This is a genomic window from Exiguobacterium sp. TNDT2 (assembly GCF_003331145.1).
Lineage (GTDB): Bacteria > Bacillota > Bacilli > Exiguobacteriales > Exiguobacteriaceae > Exiguobacterium.
Genome location: NZ_QLVE01000002.1, coordinates 183,072 through 204,086 on the forward strand (window position 1 = coordinate 183,072; position 21,015 = coordinate 204,086).

At 53.1% G+C, this 21,015-nt stretch carries 17 protein-coding genes; 4 read left to right on the forward strand and 13 right to left on the reverse strand.

The features are described 5' to 3' along the window. Positions 1 to 152: 152 nt before the first annotated feature. The 5 genes from DPV68_RS02585 to DPV68_RS02605 all read right to left on the reverse strand — a co-directional run bounded on the left by DPV68_RS02585 (position 153) and on the right by DPV68_RS02605 (position 3,486). On the reverse strand, positions 153 to 518 hold the full coding sequence (locus DPV68_RS02585; protein ID WP_114165276.1) for a rhodanese-like domain-containing protein: 366 nt from the start codon (positions 516 to 518) through the stop codon (positions 153 to 155). A 104-nt stretch (positions 519 to 622) separates the two neighbouring features. Continuing rightward, entirely contained in the window at positions 623 to 895 is a 273-nt protein-coding gene (locus DPV68_RS02590; protein WP_114165277.1) for a DUF5327 family protein, read from the reverse strand. A gap of 68 nt (positions 896 to 963) precedes the next feature. Next, positions 964 to 2,304, reverse strand: coding sequence for a DUF2252 domain-containing protein (locus DPV68_RS02595; protein ID WP_232819461.1), 1,341 nt, complete (start codon positions 2,302 to 2,304; stop codon positions 964 to 966). After that, positions 2,273 to 3,223, reverse strand: a complete 951-nt coding sequence (gene msrA / locus DPV68_RS02600; RefSeq protein WP_114165278.1) for a peptide-methionine (S)-S-oxide reductase MsrA — start codon at positions 3,221 to 3,223, stop codon at positions 2,273 to 2,275. The genes DPV68_RS02595 and msrA overlap by 32 nt, the downstream gene beginning before the upstream one ends. 80 nt (positions 3,224 to 3,303) lie before the next feature. Beyond that, positions 3,304 to 3,486, reverse strand: coding sequence for a hypothetical protein (locus DPV68_RS02605; RefSeq protein ID WP_114165279.1), 183 nt, complete (start codon positions 3,484 to 3,486; stop codon positions 3,304 to 3,306). A 222-nt stretch (positions 3,487 to 3,708) separates the two neighbouring features. Between DPV68_RS02605 and DPV68_RS02610 the strand changes: the two genes are divergently transcribed. Beyond that, positions 3,709 to 4,779, forward strand: coding sequence for a diguanylate cyclase (locus DPV68_RS02610; RefSeq protein WP_114165280.1), 1,071 nt, complete (start codon positions 3,709 to 3,711; stop codon positions 4,777 to 4,779). 146 nt (positions 4,780 to 4,925) lie between these two features. Further along, positions 4,926 to 5,450 carry a hypothetical protein gene (locus DPV68_RS02615; RefSeq protein WP_114165281.1) on the forward strand — a complete coding sequence of 175 codons (525 nt, stop codon included), beginning with the start codon at positions 4,926 to 4,928 and terminating at the stop codon, positions 5,448 to 5,450. A gap of 246 nt (positions 5,451 to 5,696) precedes the next feature. Here DPV68_RS02615 and cydC read toward each other — a convergent pair whose 3' ends face one another. The 8 genes from cydC to arcA form a co-directional block, all read right to left on the reverse strand. Then, positions 5,697 to 7,412, reverse strand: a complete 1,716-nt coding sequence (gene cydC, locus DPV68_RS02620) for a thiol reductant ABC exporter subunit CydC (protein WP_114165282.1) — start codon at positions 7,410 to 7,412, stop codon at positions 5,697 to 5,699. Further along, positions 7,409 to 9,133: a thiol reductant ABC exporter subunit CydD gene (cydD, locus tag DPV68_RS02625; RefSeq protein WP_114165283.1), complete on the reverse strand. Its 1,725-nt coding sequence runs from the start codon at positions 9,131 to 9,133 to the stop codon at positions 7,409 to 7,411. Before cydD ends, cydC begins: the two co-directional genes overlap by 4 nt. Before the next feature lie 127 nt (positions 9,134 to 9,260). Continuing rightward, on the reverse strand, positions 9,261 to 9,947 hold the full coding sequence (locus tag DPV68_RS02630; RefSeq protein WP_114165284.1) for a Crp/Fnr family transcriptional regulator: 687 nt from the start codon (positions 9,945 to 9,947) through the stop codon (positions 9,261 to 9,263). Between the two features lie 130 nt (positions 9,948 to 10,077). Beyond that, entirely contained in the window at positions 10,078 to 12,420 is a 2,343-nt protein-coding gene (locus DPV68_RS02635) for a glycoside hydrolase family 31 protein (protein WP_114165285.1), read from the reverse strand. Positions 12,421 to 12,598: 178 nt separating this feature from the next. Further along, the gene (gene arcC / locus DPV68_RS02640; protein ID WP_114165286.1) at positions 12,599 to 13,561 is read right to left on the reverse strand and encodes a carbamate kinase; all 963 of its coding nucleotides are present in this window, start codon (positions 13,559 to 13,561) and stop codon (positions 12,599 to 12,601) included. A gap of 15 nt (positions 13,562 to 13,576) precedes the next feature. Further along, a complete protein-coding gene (arcD, locus tag DPV68_RS02645; RefSeq protein WP_114165375.1) occupies positions 13,577 to 15,052 on the reverse strand; it encodes an arginine-ornithine antiporter in 1,476 nt (491 codons plus the stop codon). Between the two features lie 54 nt (positions 15,053 to 15,106). After that, the gene (argF, locus tag DPV68_RS02650) at positions 15,107 to 16,135 is read right to left on the reverse strand and encodes an ornithine carbamoyltransferase (RefSeq protein WP_114165287.1); all 1,029 of its coding nucleotides are present in this window, start codon (positions 16,133 to 16,135) and stop codon (positions 15,107 to 15,109) included. Between the two features lie 16 nt (positions 16,136 to 16,151). After that, positions 16,152 to 17,381, reverse strand: a complete 1,230-nt coding sequence (arcA, locus tag DPV68_RS02655; protein WP_114165376.1) for an arginine deiminase — start codon at positions 17,379 to 17,381, stop codon at positions 16,152 to 16,154. 342 nt (positions 17,382 to 17,723) lie between these two features. Between arcA and mgtE the strand changes: the two genes are divergently transcribed. Together mgtE and DPV68_RS02665 are read left to right on the forward strand one after the other, a co-directional pair. Next, positions 17,724 to 19,082: a magnesium transporter gene (gene mgtE, locus DPV68_RS02660; RefSeq protein WP_114165288.1), complete on the forward strand. Its 1,359-nt coding sequence runs from the start codon at positions 17,724 to 17,726 to the stop codon at positions 19,080 to 19,082. Positions 19,083 to 19,222: 140 nt separating this feature from the next. After that, positions 19,223 to 21,004, forward strand: coding sequence for a solute:sodium symporter family transporter (locus DPV68_RS02665; RefSeq protein WP_114165289.1), 1,782 nt, complete (start codon positions 19,223 to 19,225; stop codon positions 21,002 to 21,004). Positions 21,005 to 21,015 lie beyond the last annotated feature (11 nt).

Genomic DNA, 21,015 nt, shown 5'->3' on the forward strand with positions numbered 1-21,015 from the left:
GTATCTCCTCTCTCTTTCCTATGTTCCTACCGTAGCAGAATCCCCTGAAATCTGAAAGCGGAAACGTCACACGGCAAGTCTTGCCATGCCTAGTAAGCTTCATTACATAAAAAAATACGGTTGAACATGTGTTCAACCGCATTCATCTCGTATTAGCCGCGCCAGAAACTCATGCCGCCTTTGACCGAGTAGACGTCCGTATAGCCCGCGCTCTTCAGCATGGCAGCAGCCCGGTGGCTCCGCATCCCGCTCTGACAGATGACGTAGACCGGACGTGCTTTATCTTTCGGATACTGGGCGCTCGCATTCCCGAATCCGGATAAAGGTACGTTCTTCGCTTGCTTAATATGCCCACCGCGGTATTCGTGCGGTTCACGAACATCGAGCAATTGAATGTTTCGTTCTTCGACAATCTTCCGTTTCAACTCATCAGTCGACACTGTTTTGACGCCGTTTCGCTTCGTCCACCAAAAATAAATCAATCTGATCACTACTGCGACAAACAAGAAATCAAGCATAGTCACGCCTCCGTTAGGTATTGTTTAGTTAATCTCATTATACCCCCTATGGTATATAAGTCAACGCGAACGCCTCACAAAAAAGCTGTGCCTCGTGGCACAGCTTAAAAGTCGAGCAATGAATCGGTTTTCGGTTTGTCTTCCTCTTCTAACGGAATCCCGAGAAACGCTGCCATCTGCCGATCGAGTGGCGGTTTCGTCTCGGTCGGTTGGACCAGCGGCGCCGTAGCGGGTTGTGTTGGAGCCGAATCGGCGAGCAACAGCTCACAATACCCCATCAATTTGGCCAAATGGCGCTTTTGGGTCTCGCCACTCGACTGTTCGATTTGACTCATCACTTGTTTCATTTGCGTGATGACCTGTTGTTCTGTAATCATACGTCACACACATCCTTTACCGTTCCATTCTGAGGCAAATGAGGTCCTGGCCGCAAGTCCGATGCTCTTCAGACCCGTGTCTCCTCACGCGTCTTGAGCCAAGATTGAAACGCCTCGAAGTCGAACCGGACTTGATTGGCGTAAAATTGGGACCAGCGTGTGATTTGACGAATGAATAGCGGACGTGACGCCCCGATGGCCGCCGCAATCCGTTCACTCGCCTCATAATCGAGCACGTTCGCATCCGCGTCAGCCCGAGCATGGATTTTAGCCGTGATTTCCGCCTGTACTTTCAGCGTCTCAATGAGCGATTCTTCATTTTTGATATGCTTCGCCTTCACTTTCCGCTTATAAGGCGAACGTTGCCGGACGTAATATTCATTCCCGTCGATGGTCAAATAGCCGAGATACGGGTCTTGGCTATGCACCATGGCGCGCTGGGCCGCGATGACGCGGGCTCCTTGATGGGACAGTCCGTCCTCGAACAATGGATGTGACGGTAGAAAGAGCGACGGTACAGCCGATTGGGCCTGCTTCATCTCAAGGATGACATCTTCGTCATGCTCTTCGTCCGCACCTTCAATCAAAATATAATACCGTTCGAGCCCAATTGAAGCCGTCCCGCTCTCACGTTTAATGGCGATATCTTTAATCTCATAATAGTCGACGTGATGGCGGTGCTTCTCTGACAAGGACGACAAATAGTCCGGCCATGCCTGCTTGATTTGCTTCGCCATCTTCGGACTGACTGGAACGAGGTCGTCACTTGTCGCGAAGTAACGCTCCTCATCCCGGACTTCCGTTCGCTCCGCCATGAATGCGTCTTTCTTCTTCTCTGCCTTTTTAATCACTTTCTTGATGGCTTTGCACGTGTTTGCTTTCGTAAACTGGACATCTTCATCCTTCCCATTCGCATAGCGTTCAATTGCCTGCGCGTATGTCTCTGCATACGTCTCAATCGCTCGTGTCGCGTCAAAGCCCGATTCCGTGGCGAACAAATCGACCGAAATGGCCATGCGCAGGACGTCAAACAAGTAAGAGCCGAGATACGCCTCGTCAAAATCGTTCACGTCGTAAATAATCGTCCCGGCCCCATCTTCGAACACACCGAAGTTTTCAAAGTGAAGGTCCCCTTGAATAAACGTTGGATGAGACGCGTCGGTGTCGAACGCGAGCGGCACTTTCGCAAAATCATAATAGAACAAGTGCGAACTCCCACGGAAAAACGAGAACGGTGTCGCGCTCATCTTATTGTACTTCTCATCTCTAGCCGCTTCAGACAAGTTTCGAATCGATTTGTCGTAGTAATCCAAGACGGTCGCGAGCGTCTCACGACGGATTTGTTGTTTGACGGATGTGAACATGACTGTCTCCCCTTCACGCATCGAATAAGTGCTTGTACTCTCCATAACCTGCAGACTCGAGCTCTTCTTTTGGAACAAAACGGAGTGCTGCCGAGTTGATGCAGTAACGCAGGCCCCCTAGTTCTTTCGGGCCGTCATCGAATAAATGACCGAGGTGACTGTCGGCCCCCTTCGAGCGGACTTCGGTCCGGACCATATGGTGCGTCGTATCCATATTCATGTCGATGCGCTTCTCTTCGATCGGGCGGGCGAAGCTCGGCCAGCCGCAATTCGATTGGAATTTATCGCGTGACGTGAAGAGCGGCGTGCCATCAATCACATCGACATACAATCCTTCCCGCTCCTCGTCCCAGTACTCATTTTGGAACGGGGGCTCGGTGCCGTTCTCTTGCGTGACTTTGTATTGAATCGGCGTCAGGCGGTCTTTCAGTTCCTTCTGAAGTTTCTTGTCGCTCCACGCCTCTTTCACGAACTTGGCCCGACCTGAACCGACGCGGTACATCTCGTAACGGAACGGATTCTTTTTATAGTAGTCTTGATGATAGTCTTCCGCTTCCCAGAACGTCTTCGCCGGACGAATCTCGACTTCGATCGGTCGGTCAAACCGTCCCGAGTCCTCGATTTCTTGCTTTGAACGTTCCGCCGCTACGCGCTGTTCTTCCGAATGATAGAAGATGGCCGGACGATATGACTCACCGCGGTCATTGAACTGTCCACCGCCATCGGTCGGGTCGATTTGACGCCAATAGATGCGCAACAGTTCCTCGTACGAAATGATTTCCGGATCAAACGTGACTTCAATCGCCTCTAAGTGTCCGGTCGTCTCTGAACAGACTTGCTGATAAGTCGGGTTGTCGACGTGCCCGCCCGTGTAACCGGAAATGACACGCTCGACCCCTTCGTATTTATGAAACGGTTTGACCATGCACCAAAAACATCCTCCCGCAAATGTAGCTTTTGCCATCATAAATCCCTCCTTACTATGTAGTGTACCCAAAAAATCTCACAGACAACAAAAAAACGAGAACCTCGAACGTGTTCTCGTTAGTCTTCTTCGACCCGGTTCATATGCCGCATCACTAAAAATAAGATGACACCGACGATAAGCGCCCCGAGAACAGTCAACGCCAGATTCCCTCGAGCCGATAATGTATAAAAGATGGCCAACCCGATCAAGATGAGCGCAATCGGAATGAACGCTCGCTTAAAATGATCCCAATACCGCACGGACAGTCCCCCTTTTCGTCTATCATACCAAATTTGTTTGCTAAGATAGAGAGGAAGATGATGTTTCATTTCAAAGGAAGCACCTCAGATGGAAGTTGAACGATCATGGGGGTAATGGCGTGACTGGTGAACACATTGTGCACTCTTTCATAAGCAGTCAATGTTATTTGAATATGCTAAACTGAAACTAATTATTTCCATTTCATACAAGGGGATGCGGTCATGCTCACAATTATTAACTCATTTTTTTTGAATCTATGTATCCTGTTCACACTATTCACGATCTCGTTCCTCCCGTTTCGAAATCGTCCGCGGCTCACACCAAATTCTCCTTTGAAAAGCCGAATCTTGCTCGGTGTCCAAACCGGATTTGTCGCTTTGATTTTACTCGCGAACGCATTGCCACTCGAAGGCATCCTCATCGACTTGCGCTCCATCCCAATCTCGCTCGCCGTCCTGTTTGGTGGCTGGGTAAGCGGAACGGTCGCCGCCGTCATCTTTTTAGTCATCCGACTTTTCATGGTGACGGATGGAGCGTACATCGGCTTTTATCTTGCCGTCTTAACGATGGTCGGGCTCGTCTTCCCGATTAGCCTGCTCCGGCTTCGGCTCGACAACACTCGCCGCACGCTACTCATTTTCACGACGATTAGTATTGTCGTCTTCGGCGCCGCCATGTATTATGCGTTACCGCTCCACCTGTTCTATCCGGTCATTCTCGCGTACGTCGTCATGGCCTATGGTGGTGCCTGTGCCGCATATCGCTTGCTTCAAGAATTACGCCGCCACTTCGAGAACGTCCAGCATCAACAACAGCTCGCCCGGACAGACGCATTGACCGGCATTGCCAATCGGCGTCTATTGAACGAAGCGATGGCCAACTTGAATGTCGAAGCGAAAGAATATGCCCTGATCCTCGTCGATATCGACCATTTCAAGCGCGTGAACGACACGTACGGCCATGACGTCGGGGACGACGTCTTGCGAGAGCTCGGTATGTTGCTCGTCGCCGAGAGCGAAGGACGTCATCTCGTCGGCCGCTTCGGCGGAGAAGAATTTTTAATCATCATGCCGAACGCCAATCGAGATGAAGTGACTCGCCTCGCTGAATCTATACGAGAAAAAGTCTCGACGTTCCCGTTCGAGACGAGCGCGGGAACGCTCCATATCACCGTTTCGCTCGGGGCCTGCCATTCGAACGACATTGAAGTCGACAGCGTGTTGAAACATGCCGACGAAGCGTTATACCACGCTAAGGAATCGGGACGAAATCGCTTCATTCTAGCGTCGTAAAGCGTCGCATGTTCGCAAAAGATTGCGATTTTCCTCAGTTTTTCCGCTTTACTTTCAACTAGTGAATCGGTAAACTAGGCTAGACTTTGATTCGATGATTCTTACAGTTGATCATAGATTTGGACAGAAAAGGGGAAACACATTTCATGACAGTATTGTTATCGCTTTTCGGTTTGATGTTTGTGGGATTGTTCATCCTTGACTATCAACGCGGTAAAACGTTCCGCCAGTCGCTCTTTGGGGGAGTCGGCACGATGAAACGGAACTTATTGATTTTTTTACGCACGTCACTCTCGATGATGATTTTCATCGGCCCGCTCTTGCTCATCTCCATGTTCGCCTTCTCGGAGCTCGTCTCGTTCGAAACGGTAGCCGCATTCATGATTTCCGTGCTCAGCATCGGGTTCGCGGAACGTATCATCGGCATGATCGTCGCACCGCTCGTGCGGACGTTCTGGCATCAGCGCGGCAAGTTGATGCCGCTCTATCTCGACGCTGGCCTCTATATCTTCTTGCTGTCGATTCTCATCCTCGAGTTCTTGATGAACATTCCGGGCGTTGAACTCGGTGCAGCAGCCATCGCCGTATTTTATGCGTTCGCGCTATTCTATACGCGTTACTTGTTCAGCTTGCTTCGCTTCACACTTCGAAAAGGCGTGACGTCTAGCTGACGCCGATCCGCAAACAGTTTGGTTTGCGGTTTTTTTGTGCAATTTACTAATTGACAATGAGAATCGTTATCACTTATACTCTATTTGTAGCTCCTAAAGCTTGACGTAACCGTTCCCCAAACCATTACGTCACGTGGATTCCCCTCCACGACACTCTTTTTGAAAGCAATGCGATAACCCCCATTTGTTGCACCCAAATTTGCCATCCAAAAAACGAGCGGCTCTCCGACGGAGCCGCTCGTTTTTTCATGCGAAAATATCTTGCTCGATTTGTTTCAAGCCATAGAATACACCGCGGGACCGCATCAGTTCATCGTACGTTCCCGTCTCTACGACGCGACCATTTTCCATGACGATGATGTGATCGAAGCGCTCGAGCCCGGTCAAGCGATGGCTGACCATGACGAGCGTCGATGACTCGGCGCGACGGAAGATTTCGGCGAACACGTCCGCCTCGGTCCGCGCATCGAGCGCCGACGTCGCTTCATCGAGAATCCAGAGCACCCCGTTCTTCAAGAGCGCCCGAGCGATGGCGAGACGTTGTCGTTCCCCACCTGACAAGTTCGCCCCTTTCTCAAGGACAGGCTCATCGAGTGAGAAACCGAGGCGAACACTTGCGAGCGCCGCTTCCATTTCGGCGTCGGTGAAGTCCCCGGCGAGCGCCAAGTTCTCCCGCACCGTCCCGAAGAAGAAATGGTTCTCTTGAAGGACGACGCTGGCTGCACGCCAGACCGACGCTTGGGTCACATCGTCCAACCGTTGCCCATTCAATCGGAGCTCCCCCGCATCGGGTCTGACGAATGCGAGCAACAGTTGCAAGAGCGTCGACTTACCAGAACCACTCGGTCCGACGATGACCGTCTTCGTCCCGCTGCGTAACGTCACGTCGACGTCGCTCAATACGTCCCGGAATGTGTCCGGATAGCGATAGCTGACGCGCTCGAACGATACGTCCGGAGCGGATTCGAGTACTATGTCCGTCCGGGCGGCCTCGGCCGCGACAATCGTTTCACTCGGCTCGACCACTTCAAGCAAACGGTCGGCTGCTTGTTTGCTGTCGGCAAAATGACCTGGGAAGACCGCCATCGGTGTCGCATTCTCAAACGCGGTGAGCGACATCATGATGAGCATGGCCAAATATAGGCCATTCAATTCCCCGTTGACGACGAGATAGGCCCCGATAGCGAGAACACCCCACGAGACGAGCAAGGATGCGGCCACGACGAGTGACGAGTTGAAGAACTGATTCGTCACATCCCGCTTCTGCGCTTCGGCGTAACGGTCACTCTGTTCGAGCAGCTCACCGCGCGTCCGTCCAAGTCGATGATGAAGCAATAAATCGCGATATCCGTACATCATCTCCGTCATCCCGCTCGACAAGTCACCCCGTAAGGCGCGAAGCTCGCGGTCGTGCTTGGCACGGATTCGGGCGAAGAACGCCGGAATCAAAAAGCCGGTCACGAAGACACCGAACAAAATCCAAAGGCTGACCCACATCGAGAAGTACGTGACGAAGAAAATCGTGCTCAAGAAGACGAGCACCAAGATCATCGGCGGATAGAATACCCGTAAAAAGTAGTTTTGCAGGCTCTCGACGTCACCGACGACGCGAGCGAGCAAGTCCCCGCTCCGATACTTGGCAAAGATGCTCGGCACGAGCGGTTCGAGCTGGCGATAAAAGCGGACCCGTAGCTCGCTCAAAATCGTGAATGTCGCCCGGTGCGAGGCAAGACGCTCTTGATAACGCGCACTCGCCCGAATCACACCGAACAGTTTAATCAAGACGACAGGCACCATGAGCGCATACAGCGGCGGTACGAGACCTGCCCGTGAGACGAGATATCCGCTCGCCGCGAACAAGGCGACGGCCGCGATACCGGCCACGTAGCCAAAGAAGATTGAGAGGACGATATCTTTCTTCTCTCGCATCATCCATTTTGTGATCGTCCAAAGCGAATTCATCCTCTCACTCCTTTCTGTAGCGTGAACAAGTCGGCGTACTGCGAAACGCTGAGCAGTTCGTCATGTGTGCCTTGGGCGACGAGACGCCCTTCATCCATGAACCAAATCGCATCGGCTTGTTTGATCGTGTGCAGGCGATGCGCGACCGTGACGAGCGTTGCCTCACGCGACAACTCCTCAATCGAGCGGCGGACGATTTGCTCGGTCACTAAGTCAAGTCCCGTCGTCGGCTCATCGAACAAGATGATGCCGGGACGTTTAAAGAAGGCCCGGGCCAAGGCGAGCCGTTGCCGTTCGCCTCCGGACAAGCCGTACCCCCCTTCACCGAGCTCGGTATCGAGTCCGTTCGGCAATTGGGCGATGACATCGGTCAGTCCGGCCGCATGCACCGCTTCGAGGAGGCTCGCTTCATCCGCTGCTTCCCCGAGGGCGATATTATCGGCGACGGTGCCGGCGAACAAATACGGATGTTGGGAGATATAGCCGATCGTGCCATACCATGATGTATCGGTGTACGTTTCGAGCGGTTCGCCGTCCACGAGGACACGCCCGCTGTCGGGTTTCACAAGCCCAGACAATACGTTCAAGACGGTCGTCTTCCCGGACCCGCTCGCCCCGACGAGCGCCACGTGGGCACCGGCGGGAATCACGCCGCTTACAGGATGGAGCGTGAAGCGACCGCCTGCATAGGCAAACGATGCTTCGTCGAGTTCGAGTTCGGGCGTCCGGCTCGTCAACGTCCGATTTCCCCATTGCAGGCGTTCATCTGGTGCGTCCAGCTCCTCGAAAATACGATCGGCCGCCCCCATGCTGCCGCGTCCGGTATGGAACGCACCGCCGAGGTCTTTGATGGCCAAATAGTATTCCGGGGCCAAGACGAGAATCAAAAAGCCGGAGAAGAACGTCAAGTTCTGCCAGACGACCATCTGGAGCGCCACTTCGAGCGCCACGACGCCCGTGCTGAGCATCGAGATGAACTCGAGCATGAGACCCGACAAGAACGCCGTCTTCAAGACGACCATCGTCGCGTCACGGAAGTCGAGACTGCTCTTCTCGATGGCTTCTGCCTCGCGTTCGGTCCGACCGTATAGTTTGAGCGTCGTCAATCCTTGCAACACGTCCAGAAACTTTCCAGAAAACTGGTTCATCTTCTCCATCTGTTGCTCGGACTTTTTCTGCGTCGCAATCCCGATGATGATGAAAAAGATTGGGATGAACGGTGCCGTCACCATCATGATGACGCCCGAAATCCAATGTTGGCTAAAGACGACGACGAGGATGAGCAACGGAATGATCGACGTTTGAATGACTTGTGGCCAATATTGGCTGAAGTAGGCGTCGACTTCATCGACCGCGTCCATGAAGACGCTGACTTTCTTACCCGATTGGCCGGACAAAGATGTCTCAATCGGGTTCGACGTATAACGGTCAAGCAACTGCAATCGGAGCGACCGTTTCGCCTTTTCCGATAGACTTGCCCCAATCCTCCCTGACATATAGCCAAATCCAGCTCTTGTGACGAGCGCCAGGATGAGCCAGCCGAGAGTCGGAACGATGCTTTCAAACGATGCATTTTTTAAAAAGACTTGGTCGACGATATCGACGATTAAATATGCCTGCGCCAAAATCGATAACCCGATCATCACCGCGGCGATGACGAGTCCGACGATATGGCGCTTTTCCGCTAAAGCGAGAGCTTGCAGTCGTTTCACTGCGTTCATCCTTTCTATACTGTTCAAAACTTTTCTTTGTGAGGATTCTCACTAATTATAACTGATGCATCCGAGCATGGCGAACGCTTCGCTTAGCCAGACATGCAAAAGACGCCACGTCACACACGCGGCGCCATCAAAGCGACTGTTCAAAATATTCCGGATGGCCAATCATCAATTCACGCGCATCGAAGTGGAGCACATCTTCTTTCCGCAAGCGTGATAAGATGTTCGACACCGTCTCGCGTGACGTCCCGGACAAACGTGAAATTTCAATCGTCGTGAACGGACAACGGACGCGGACGCCTGCCGCTTCCGGTTCCCCGAGGTCTTCAAGCAAATAATGAATCGTGTTGAGCACACGCTCGGTCGCGTTCGGCGTGATGATGTCTTGGACACGTCGTTCGTGCAAGTCGAGAATCCGATTCATCTGTCCGACGATATGGAGTAGCATCGACGCGTTCCGTGAGACGAGTTGTTCGAATCGGTCCGTCGGCATATAGATGACCTCGATGTCGGTCAACGCCTCCGCCGAATGTTGATAATACGGTTCCGTCATTAATCCGCGATACGGGAACAGTTGCTTCGGTTTCAAGTAGTCCGTATATTGATGGGTCGCCGTCTCGTTGTTGCGCTCGAGCTTCACGTAACCGTTGATTAAAAAGTAAACGCGCTCCCGAGGGTCGCCTTCCATAAATAAGAGCTGTCCTTTCCGATACGTGCGGCAATAAACATGGGGCAACAACGCCTCGAGCTCCCGTGCGGCACATTTAGCGAACACATCAAGCTGTCGCAAGTCGTCTACGGTCCATTTCGGTTTCATGTCGAATCCTCCAATCCATCTTGCCTCTCCTCTAAGTATAACGGGATTTGCATTGAAAACGCTTACAAAATCCGATGATTTTTTGACAAAAAAAGAGGGGACACATCCCCTCTTCGTCACAGCAAGTTATTCAGTCGAGCATCAATTCCATAATCGCGTCTTGCAAGTCGCGGTCAAGCTCAAGCGCGTGCAAGTCGAACAGCCATGCCTCGAGCCGTGTCTTCGCGGCAGCTGATCGATACAAGCGATCTTTCAAATCATATGAGATTTCAGCCCGATCCAAGAAGCGATACAAGCGATCGAGCCGGTGATCGTTCGTCGTCAGTTCGACTGGGAGCGACACCGTCATCTCCTCATCAATCGGACCGAGTTCAAGGCGCAGTGTCTGTGTAGTCCGATTGTACTCACCAGAACCGGTCACACCTCGGAGGAGCAACGTGACGTTACGGTCAGACGGCAAGACGGTCCGGTCACCCGTGACGTGAATGTGTAGCTTCCTCTCCTCCCAATCGAGCGTGAACGTCGTCTCGGCATATGCTCCTGTCTCATAGCCGCGGTCCGTCCCATTGTCTTCATAGAGGGTGAACGTGTTCGACGCGCCCGGGAAGACGAGAACTTCCAGTTCGACCGGGTTATCCGTATCGTTCCGGCCCGAGTAATGGCGCGCCATCGGGATGATGGCCCCGGCTTTCGCGAACACCGCTTGTTCGTCGATTCCCCGGAATACCCGAATTGACTTCTCGCCCGTATAACGATGACCAGTAAAGAAGTCGAACCAGTCACCTTTCGGCAACCAGACGTTCGCCGCCGCCACATGGAGCTGTTTATTCATCGGCTCGACGATCGGGGAGACGATGAGTTCACTGCCGAAGTAGTATTCGTTCGGCACTTCATACGCCGCGTCTTCATCCGGATGTTCATAATACATCGGCAAAATGAGCGGCAAGGCACCGGCATGGTTGCGCCAGTTCATCGTATAGATGTACGGGATCAATTGATGACGCAGACGCAAGAACGTCTTCATCGATCGTTCGACCTCGAGACCGAAGCGCCATGGCTCTTTTCCGTTGAACGTACTGAACGTCGAGTGCAGCCGCATAATCGGACTGAATACACCGAACGCGACCCAGCGCGCGGCGAGCTCATCGTCTTTTGAGCCTCGGTAGTGGCCGCCGATATCATGACTCCACCAGCCATAGCCGATATTGGACGCCGTCGCCGTAAAGTACGGCTGGAATGCGAGCGATGCCCACGAAATCAACGTGTCACCCGAGAAGCCGACCGGATAGCGATGACTACCGGGTCCCGAGTATCGGGAGAAGATGAGCGGTCGATTGCCGTCTCGGGCGATGTCGGCCGCGTGATAGTGGTTCAGCATCCAAAGCGGGTCGAGCCCTTCCATTTTCGACGTCGACCCTTGTTGCCAGTCAATCCACCAAAAATCGACCCCGTCGACTTCATGGGGGTGATGCATCTGTTCGAAGTAGGCTTGAATGAACCGTTTATCAGAAAAATCGAACGGGATGCGGTCACCGTGGGACGGATCGAGCCCCATCGCCTCGGCCATCGCCTCATATTGATCTTCGAACGCACGAACCCCGTCCGCCGGATGTAAATTCAATGTGACGAGCAGCCCTTCTTGCTTGAGCCACGTCAGGAAACCTTTCGGGTCCGGGAACAAATTCTTGTTCCACGAATAGCCCGTCCAACCGCTCCCGTATTCCTCAGGGATATCGGTGATATGCCAGTCCGTGTCGATAACACTGACCGAGAACGGAACATCCTCCGTTTTGAAGCGGAGCATGAGTTCTTTATATTCCGTCTCATCATAACGCCAGTAGCGGCTCCACCAGTTGCCGAGCGCTTTTCGCGGCAACAGCGGCGTCGGGCCGGTCAATTGATAGAAGTCCCGGAGCGCACGCTTATATTCATGCCCGTATCCGAAGTAATACAAGTCATGGATGTGTTTACGCCTCGGTTCGACGAAACGGTCTTCCGTCATGATGAACGAATCAGAGTCATCAATGACGGCATACCCTTGTTTCGAGACGATGCCTTCACTGAGTTCTGTCGCCCCGTCGACGTGGTCGAGCGTTCGCGCCGTCCCTTTCAACGTCCGCTCCGGTCCGTTGAACGTATAGCGGCTATAATACGTACTGAAATTTCCTTTTACGTCGACGTAGAGCGTGTTCGGAGCGAACGGTCCTTTCGTATAGTACAGATGGACATGTTCCGTGATGATTTGAAGTTCTGTCTCATCCTCAATCACGCGGAACGCTGGGACGTCAAACGCCCGGTTCCAGACGACTTGGGTCGCCCGGTCTTCGAACACCCCATCTTCGGCGTACTCCATCCGAATCAGTTGGCTCGTCAGTACCGTAAAGCGATAACAGCTCCCTTGGACAATCGCACGATCGTCTGCCTGTGGCTTCATTTGCTTCGTATAGACGTTCTCCTCTTCAAATAGACGCATAAGCTCGAGCGTTGCCGCTCTTCGTCACTTCCTTTCCACATGTGCAAACGGTTACACAAACGATGATAGCAATGTCTGAATCGACATACAACAACCCTTCCCCATGTTGACGGATAAAAAACGATGAGCTGCCGATTCATGAAAATAGCCACAGACGTATTCGTCTGCGGCTTCGTACTTATTGTTGCAGTGTCGCGGCGAGCCGGACACGCGTCCCGACCTCGCCTCGCACTGCCGCTAGCGCTTGTTCGAGCGACGTGATGACGGCAACCCGGTCATGCCCTGACTCGGCGAACTGAAGGGCGGCCCGAACTTTCGGCAACATACTGCCCGGTGCGAATTGTCCCTCGGCGATATACGTCTCGAGTTGTTCTTTCGTCGTCTCCTCGAGCGCCCGGGCCGACGGGGTCCCGAAATCGACGAACACGTGATCGACGGCCGTCAAGATGAGAAGCATGTCTGCCTCGACGAGTTCGGCGAGTTTCGCAGCGGCAAAATCTTTATCGATGACCGCCTCGACGCCGACGTAGCCATCGGGTGTATCGATGACGGGAATTCCGCCCCCGCCAGAGGCGACGACGATGTGCTCATGGGCGACGAGGTCACGAATGACCGCATGTTCGAGGATCGCCACCGGAAACGGGCTCGGGACGACGCGGCGATAGCCGCGACCGGCGTCTTCTTTGAAGACGTAACCGGTCGTCCGTTCAAGCTGCTGCGCTTCCGCCTCGTCATAGAAGGGACCAATCGGCTTCGTCGGGTGACTGAAGGCGCTATCGTTCAGGTCAACGATCGACCGCGTGACGATCGGTGCGACCGAACGTTCCAAACCACGAGATCTCAGTGCTTTCGTGAGGGCGTTCTCGAACCAATAGCCAATCATCCCTTGTGTCATCGCCCCGCAAACGTCGAGTGGCAAGGCCGGCGTCGCCGGACTGTCCGATGCGGCCTGTTGCAACATCAAATTTCCGACTTGCGGTCCGTTCCCATGGGTGATGATGACGTCGACCCCTTCGGCGATAAGCGCGGCCAGTGATTCCGCTGTCGCCTCGACGGCTCGAATTTGAGCCTCGGCCGTCGCATCTTTTCCTTGTTGAATTGCATTTCCACCTAGTGCGATGACTACTCGTTTATTCCGCATATTGGTTTCCCCCGATCAAAAGACTGAGATATTTCCTGAGACGATGCGCACGACGGCCAAGATGGCGAGCGCGGTCAAGACACCGGCCACGATCCACTCCGTCTTCGTCAACGTCTTGATGCCGTTCTCACGCTGTGCCTTGATGTAAAGCAACGTCCCTGGTGCGTACAGTAAGGTCGTCAAGAGCAGATAGTCGATTCCAGCCGCATAGATGAGCCAAATCCCATAGATCGAGGCGACGGCTCCGATAATGAGGTCGCGAGTCCTGCGCTCGCCGGTGTTGTAGCCGATGCCGTTCTTGGCGACTTTGACTTGATAGAAGGCCGAGAAGGCGTACGGGATCAAGATGGCGCTCGAGGCGAGCGAGAAGGCAAAGTTATACGCCGCATCCGAGAACAGGAACGTGAAGAGGAACAGTTGAATCAACCCGTTCGTGAGCCAAAGCGCGTTAGCCGGTGCGTTGTTTTTGTTCTCTTTCGTGAACCATTTCGGGAACACGCCGTCTTTCCCGGCTACGAATGGGATCTCAGCGGCGAGCAACGTCCAACCGAGCCATGCCCCGAGAACAGAGATGACGAGGCCGCCATTGATGAGCATCGCGCCCCACGGTCCGACCGCTGACTCGAGTAAATACGCCATCGCCGGTTGTGAGGCGTTCGCTACGTTTTCCGGATTCATAAGACCGAGCGACATGACCGAGATGAGCAGATAGATGATGAGTGTCCCGAGCAACCCGATGACCGTCGCTTTCCCGACGTCTGAGCGCTTGCGGGCCCGTCCGGATAAGACGACCGCCCCTTCGACACCGATGAATACCCATAGTGTGACGAGCATCGTCGAGACGACCTGATCTCTCACACTACCCCACGAGAAACCACCCTGGCCCCAGAAATCGAACGTGAAATTATCGAGGTTGAAGAAGAATAAGGTGATGGTGATGAAAGCAAAAATCGGTACGAGTTTCGCAATCGTCGTGATGATGTTGATCATGGATGCTTCATGAATGCCTCGTAAAATGAGCGAATGGACGAGCCATAACATAATCGAGGCCCCGATGATCGAGGCGATATTCTGACCACCTTCAAAGATGGGGAAGAAATAGCCGACCGAACTGAATAGGAGCGTCGCGTAGGCGACGTTGCCGAGCCACGCGGAGAGCCAATAGCCCCACGCCGAGTTGAACCCGACAAACTGACCAAAGCCGGCCCGGGCGTAACTGTATACCCCACCGTCGAGGTCCGGACGACGCATCGTCAAATTTTGAAAGCTGAGACCGAGGGCGATAATCCCGATTCCGGTGATGACCCACCCAATCAAAATCGCTCCCGCGTTCGCACCTTGGGCCAAGTCGGCCGCCAAGTTGAAGGCGCCGCCGCCAATCATTGAACCGACGACGAGTGCCGTCAGCGCCCCGAGCCCTAGACGTCGATCTTTCTTCTCTGGTTGCACGCCAGCCGTTCCACTTGAGTCATGCGCTATTTTCGTAGACATTGAACTCATCCCTTTCGTTTAATACGGACCGGAGGGGAGATCCCCTCCTATCCGTCAGCGTTCAAGCCATTCAAACGTGTCAGTTAGCGTCGCGGCCATCACCGCTTTGATTGTGTGCATTCGATTCTCGGCTTCATCAAAGACGAAAGAATGGCGGCTTCGGAACACTTCGTCCGTGACTTCCATCTCGCTCAATCCGTACTCCGCATGGATCGCCCGGCCGACTTCGGTTTCCAAGTCGTGGAAGGCAGGCAGACAGTGAAGGAACATGACGTCCGGATTATTCGTCTTCATGAGCATGTCCATGTTCACTTGATACGGGTGGAGCAGTTTGATGCGCTCGGCAAACTCGGCCTCTTCGCCCATCGACACCCAGACGTCCGTGTAGATGACGTCGGCGTCGGCGACCGCTTCGTCAATACTTTCGGTCAACGTGATCTTCGCCCCGGTCTCGGCAGCGACCGAGCGGGCAAAATCGACGACTTCATCCGATGGCCAAAGCGATTTCGGCGCGCAGATACGCATGTCCATCCCGACTTTGGCACCACCAATCAAGAGTGTGTTACCCATATTGTTGCGTCCGTCGCCGACGTAAACGAAGCGGATGCCAGACAGTTCACCTTTCTGTTCTTTGACCGTCAAGAAGTCGGCCAAGATTTGCGTTGGATGATACAAATCCGTCAAACCGTTCCATACCGGGACACCGGCGTCTTTGGCCAGCCCTTCGACCGTGTCATGGGCGAAGCCGCGGAATTGGATGCCGTCAAACATACGCCCGAGCACGATTGCCGTGTCGCGCACCGATTCTTTTTTGCCGAACTGGATATCCGATTTCCCGAGGTATTCCGGATGCATGCCGAGATCGATGGCCGCCACGGTGAACGCACAACGCGTCCGCGTCGATGGTTTCTCAAACAACAGAGCCACGTTCTTCCCTTCACAGATTCGATGCGGGACGCCTTGTTGCTTTTGACGCTTGAAAGCGGCCGATAAATCGATCAAATAGTTCAACTCGTCTCCTGAAAAATCGTTCAATGATAGAAAATGACGGCCTTTCAAATCAAAGTTGTACGTTGTGGACATGCTCGTTTCCTCCTCGTTAAATGTCTTCGCGGATCATCGGACAGCTCATACAGCGTGGGCCCCCACGGCCACGCGACAGTTCACTCGACATGATTTCGATGACTTCGACGCCCTCAGAGCGCAGCAACTCGTTCGAGACGTAGTTGCGATCGTACGTGACGACGACGCCCGGGGCGATGGCGAGCGTGTTCGACCCATCGTTCCATTGCTCGCGGGCAGCAGCGATTGGATCCCCGCCCCCACATGGGATTAAGACGATCTCATCAAGACCGAGTGCGGCTTTCAACACGTTCAACAAATCCGTATGCTGCCTAATGTGAAGTTCACCCTCGGCATTCAACGTCAGTTCAAAGATGTTCATCTTGCCTCCTGGCCCTTGGATGAACGGATGAATCGTGAACTTGTCATGATCGACCATCGTGAAGACCGTGTCGAGGTGCATGAATGCGCGCGACTTCGGAATTTCAATGGCAATGACTTTTTTGAACGTGCCGCCGTTTTTCAACAAGTTGAGGGCGACCCGCTCAATCCCTTGGGCCGTCGTCCGTTCGGAAATCCCGATGGCGACGACTTCTTTCGAAAGAACGAGTTCATCCCCGCCTTCCATCGCGAAGCGGTAGTCACGATCCGACCAAATCGGGATGTCGTGTTTCGCGAATCGTGGATGGTAGCGCATAATACACTGCGTGAACAACGATTCACGGCGTCGCGCCGGCTCTTTCATCCGGTTGATCGATAGCCCGTCCCCGATAGCCGCAGCCGGGTCACGAGTGAAATATAGGTTCGGCATCGGATCGAGATAGAACGGATACGTGTCCTCAATCATCTCGTGTAAGTGGCGCCGTTTTTCGGGCTTAATCTCGGACTTTCGAATCCCGGCCATGACCGTTTCAATCAATTTTTCGTTGTCATAGGCGAGCAAATATTCTTTAAGTGTCTCGTACGAGCCGTTGATGTTCGATTTGGACTCTGCCAAGATATCGGCGACGAACCGTTCGCGCACCCCTGGTAGTGACAACGTTTCCGCCATCAAATTTTCTAAATAGAGTACTTCGACGCCGCGATTTTGAAGCACGCTCGCAAAATAGTCATGTTCTTTTTGTATGACCGGAAGATGGGGAATATCATCAAACAAGAGCCGTTCCAAATATTCTGGGGTCAGATTTTCTAATTCGCGCCCAGGGCGTTTCAATAGTACCGTCCTAAGTTCACCGATTTCTGAATACACGTGGATCGGATGTTTCAGCGTTGTATCCCGTGCGGTTTGTTGATCCGTCATCGATATCATCTCGCTTCCTCCTTGTGATTCGAGTGTGTTTCTACCCTTACATTATCAACTTACCCAATTCCGGGATGGGCAAGTCCGACGTTTAGACTGTGGTGGATTCCACATAAAAGTGCATAGATCATGACGTGACATGAATGAACAACCACTCGTGAAACGATGTGTCCCCTCACATCAAGGGGGAGTAACGTATACATACTGTATAGATTGTGAAAAAAATTCATAACATTTTTTTGATTTTGTTTGAGCCTGATTGAAGACGTGACATAATATAGACAAATGATTTGAAAAGGAAGTGAGTCGATGGCAATCGAACGTACAGAACGCGCCCGTCATGAAGCCCAAGTGACAGCGCTCATTCAAAAAGGGGACCCGGTCGATTTCCGCGACGTGTTCCTCACCCTCCACCCTGGTGAACAGGCCGACCTGTTCATCGAACTCGAACGTCCGGCCCGTGAGTTCGTCTACGAGGCGTTATCTCCGGAGGAGTTCACCGACTTGTTTGAAAAACTTGAACTGGATGAACAGGAACAGTTCATTCAAGAGATGCCCCGTCCGTTCGCCGTGCGTGTGTTGAACGACATGTTCTCGGATAACGCCGCCGACTTGATGACCGAGCTCCCCGATGATTTCATGAACGAACTGTTCGAGTTGATGGACGAGACCGAGGCGACCGAGGTCAAAGACTTGATGCGCTATCCGGATGATACGGCCGGCGCCATTATGACGACCGAGTTCATCGTGTTGAAAGCGGACAAGACCGTCGGTGCGACGCTCGAAGACTTGCGCGAACTCGGACCGGAAGCCGAGACGATCTATTACCTGTATGTCATCGACACCGAGCGCCGGCTCGTCGGCGTCGTCTCGCTACGCGACTTGATCGTCTCCCCGCTCGACGTGCAAATTGCGGACATCATGGGCCGGCGCGTTGTATCGGCCCACGTCCTCGCCGACCAGGAAGACTTGGCCAGGACCGTTCAGAAATATGACTTACTGGCCTTGCCTGTCATCGACAGCGAGGACCACTTGCTCGGGATTATCACGGTCGACGATGTCATGGACGTCATCGAACGAGAGACGACCGAAGACTTCGAAGAACTGTCGGCGACGAAAGGATCGTCTGACATCAATATGGGACCGGTCGAGGCGGCGATAAAGCGGGCTCCATGGATTATCAGCCTTATGTTCCTTGGGATGATCACCGCTTCGACGATCGGTGGTTTCGAGGACACGCTCGAAGCGATCGTCCTACTCGCCGTCTTCATGCCGCTCGTCATGGGTTCGGCCGGTAACGCCGCCACCCAATCGCTCGTCGTCGCCGTCCGCTCGATCGCACTCGGGACAATTAATCGGAAAAATGTATTGAAGATGATTCGCCGCGAGTTTGGGACGGGGCTGTTACTCGGTCTCGCCTGCATGGTCGTCATCTTCGGCGTCATCACCGTATTGTACGACAGTGCCTTGATCGGGATGATTGTCGGCCTGTCGATCTTCGCGTCACTCAGCGTGGCGACCATCGTCGGGACGCTCGTACCGCTCCTCATCAATCGATTGAAGCTTGATCCCGCCGTCGCGTCAGGGCCATTCATTACGACAGTCATCGACAATCTCGGATTGATCATTTACTTTACGGTTGCGACGTCACTGCTACGCTTTTTTTGACACCTGGCTCTCAGGTGTCTTTTTTAGTGAATTTTATTACAATTTTTTTACAAAATAAAAAATGGGAAATAATCGTGATTTAGGATGGGTATTCATGAAAAGTACTTATAAATAAGAAGCTATTGTGGGAGGGATACTCGTTGACCATTCAACAAGTGATTTACATATTAATTACGGGTGCCCTATTCATGGGTCTCGTCGCATACGTATCGTATCGTATGACAAGAGGAAAAGTCGAAAGCGCCGACGATTATTTCTTGGCCGGACGTGGTCTTACTGGCTTGTTCATTGCTGGGTCGCTCTTGCTGACGAACTTGTCGGCCGAGCAATTGATTGGCTTGAACGGGCAATCGTTCGCCGGCAATATGTCGGCCATGGCTTGGGAAGTCACAGCCGGAATCGCCGCCATCATCATGGCGCTGTTTTTATTACCACGTTTTCTCGGCATCGGTATTTCGACGATTCCTGAATTTTTGAGCCAACGGTATGATGAGGACGTCCGCCGCTTGACGGTCCTCTTGTTCTTGTTCGGCTATATGTGCGTCACGATTCCATCGATGCTCTATTCCGGCGGTTTGGCCGTCTTGCAACTGTTTGACGTACCAGCCCTGCTCGGAATCAGCTTCGAGCAGTCACTCTGGCTCGTCATTTGGTTCATCGGGATTATCGGTGCCGTTTACGCCATTTTCGGCGGACTCCGCGCCGTCGCCGTCTCCGATACGTTGAACGGGATCGGCTTGATTATCATCGGTTTCCTCGTCCCGACGCTCGGTTTCATCGCGCTCGGCGACGGCAACCTCGTCGACGGGATGAAGACGATTGCAACCGAGAATCCGGAAAAACTGAACGCAATCGGTTCAGAGAACGACTCCGTCCCGTTCTTGTCCATCTTCACAGGGATGATTTTTGCGAATCTATTTTATTGGGCACTCAATCAATACGTCATCCAACGTGCACTCGGGGCGAAGAACTTGGCCGAGGGACAAAAAGGCGTGCTCTTCACCGGTTACTTGAAGTTGCTCGTCCCGATTTTCATGCTGCTTCCAGGGATTATCGCGTTCCATTTATATGGTACGAACGTCGATAAGGCGGACCTCGCTTACCCGAGCTTGATTGCCGACTTGTTGCCGATGTGGCTCATGGGCTTCTTCCTAGCTGTCTTGCTCGGTGCCGTGTTCAGCTCGTTCAACTCGTTGCTCAATAGTATCGCCACCTTATTCGTGCTCGATATTTATAAACCGAAGTTCAAACCGGACGCGTCTGACAAAGATTTGATTCGGGTCAGTAAATGGTTCGGGACGCTCGTCGCGCTCGTCTCGTTCTTCGTCGCCCCGAACTTGATGTACGCACCGGACGGACTGTGGGACTTGATTCGTCGCTTCACCGGTTTCTTCAACATCCCGATTCTCGTCATCGTCTTAATCGGGATGCTCGTGAAGCGCGTGCCACCGATTGCCGCGAAACTCGTCATCGGCTTCCACGTCGTCACGTATTACTTCCTCGTCTGGGGAACTGAGCAGTGGTTCGGCTTTGACATCGGCATCAATTTCATTCATATTTATGGCATTTTGTTCGTCCTTGAGACGGCCATCATGCTCGTATTCGCGAAAGTTCGACCGATGCAGCACATCAATCCGATTCGCATCGACCTCGGTCGCGTCAAACCTTGGCGCCATGCCATCTCGACGTCAATCATCCTGATTGCTTCGATGGTGTTCGTCTACTTTGTCTTCTCGCCGATCGGTCTCGCCTATGCAGATGGAATCGTGTCGAGCTGGTTCTGGCCAGCGACTGTCGCCTTGTTTGCTGTGACGGGCGCCCTCGTTTGGGCGTCGTATCGCTACTGGCTTCCGAGATATGAGGCTTACTTGACGAATCTCGGTACGACAGACACCGAACGTGAAAAAGCGATTGGTGAATAATATATTTAAAC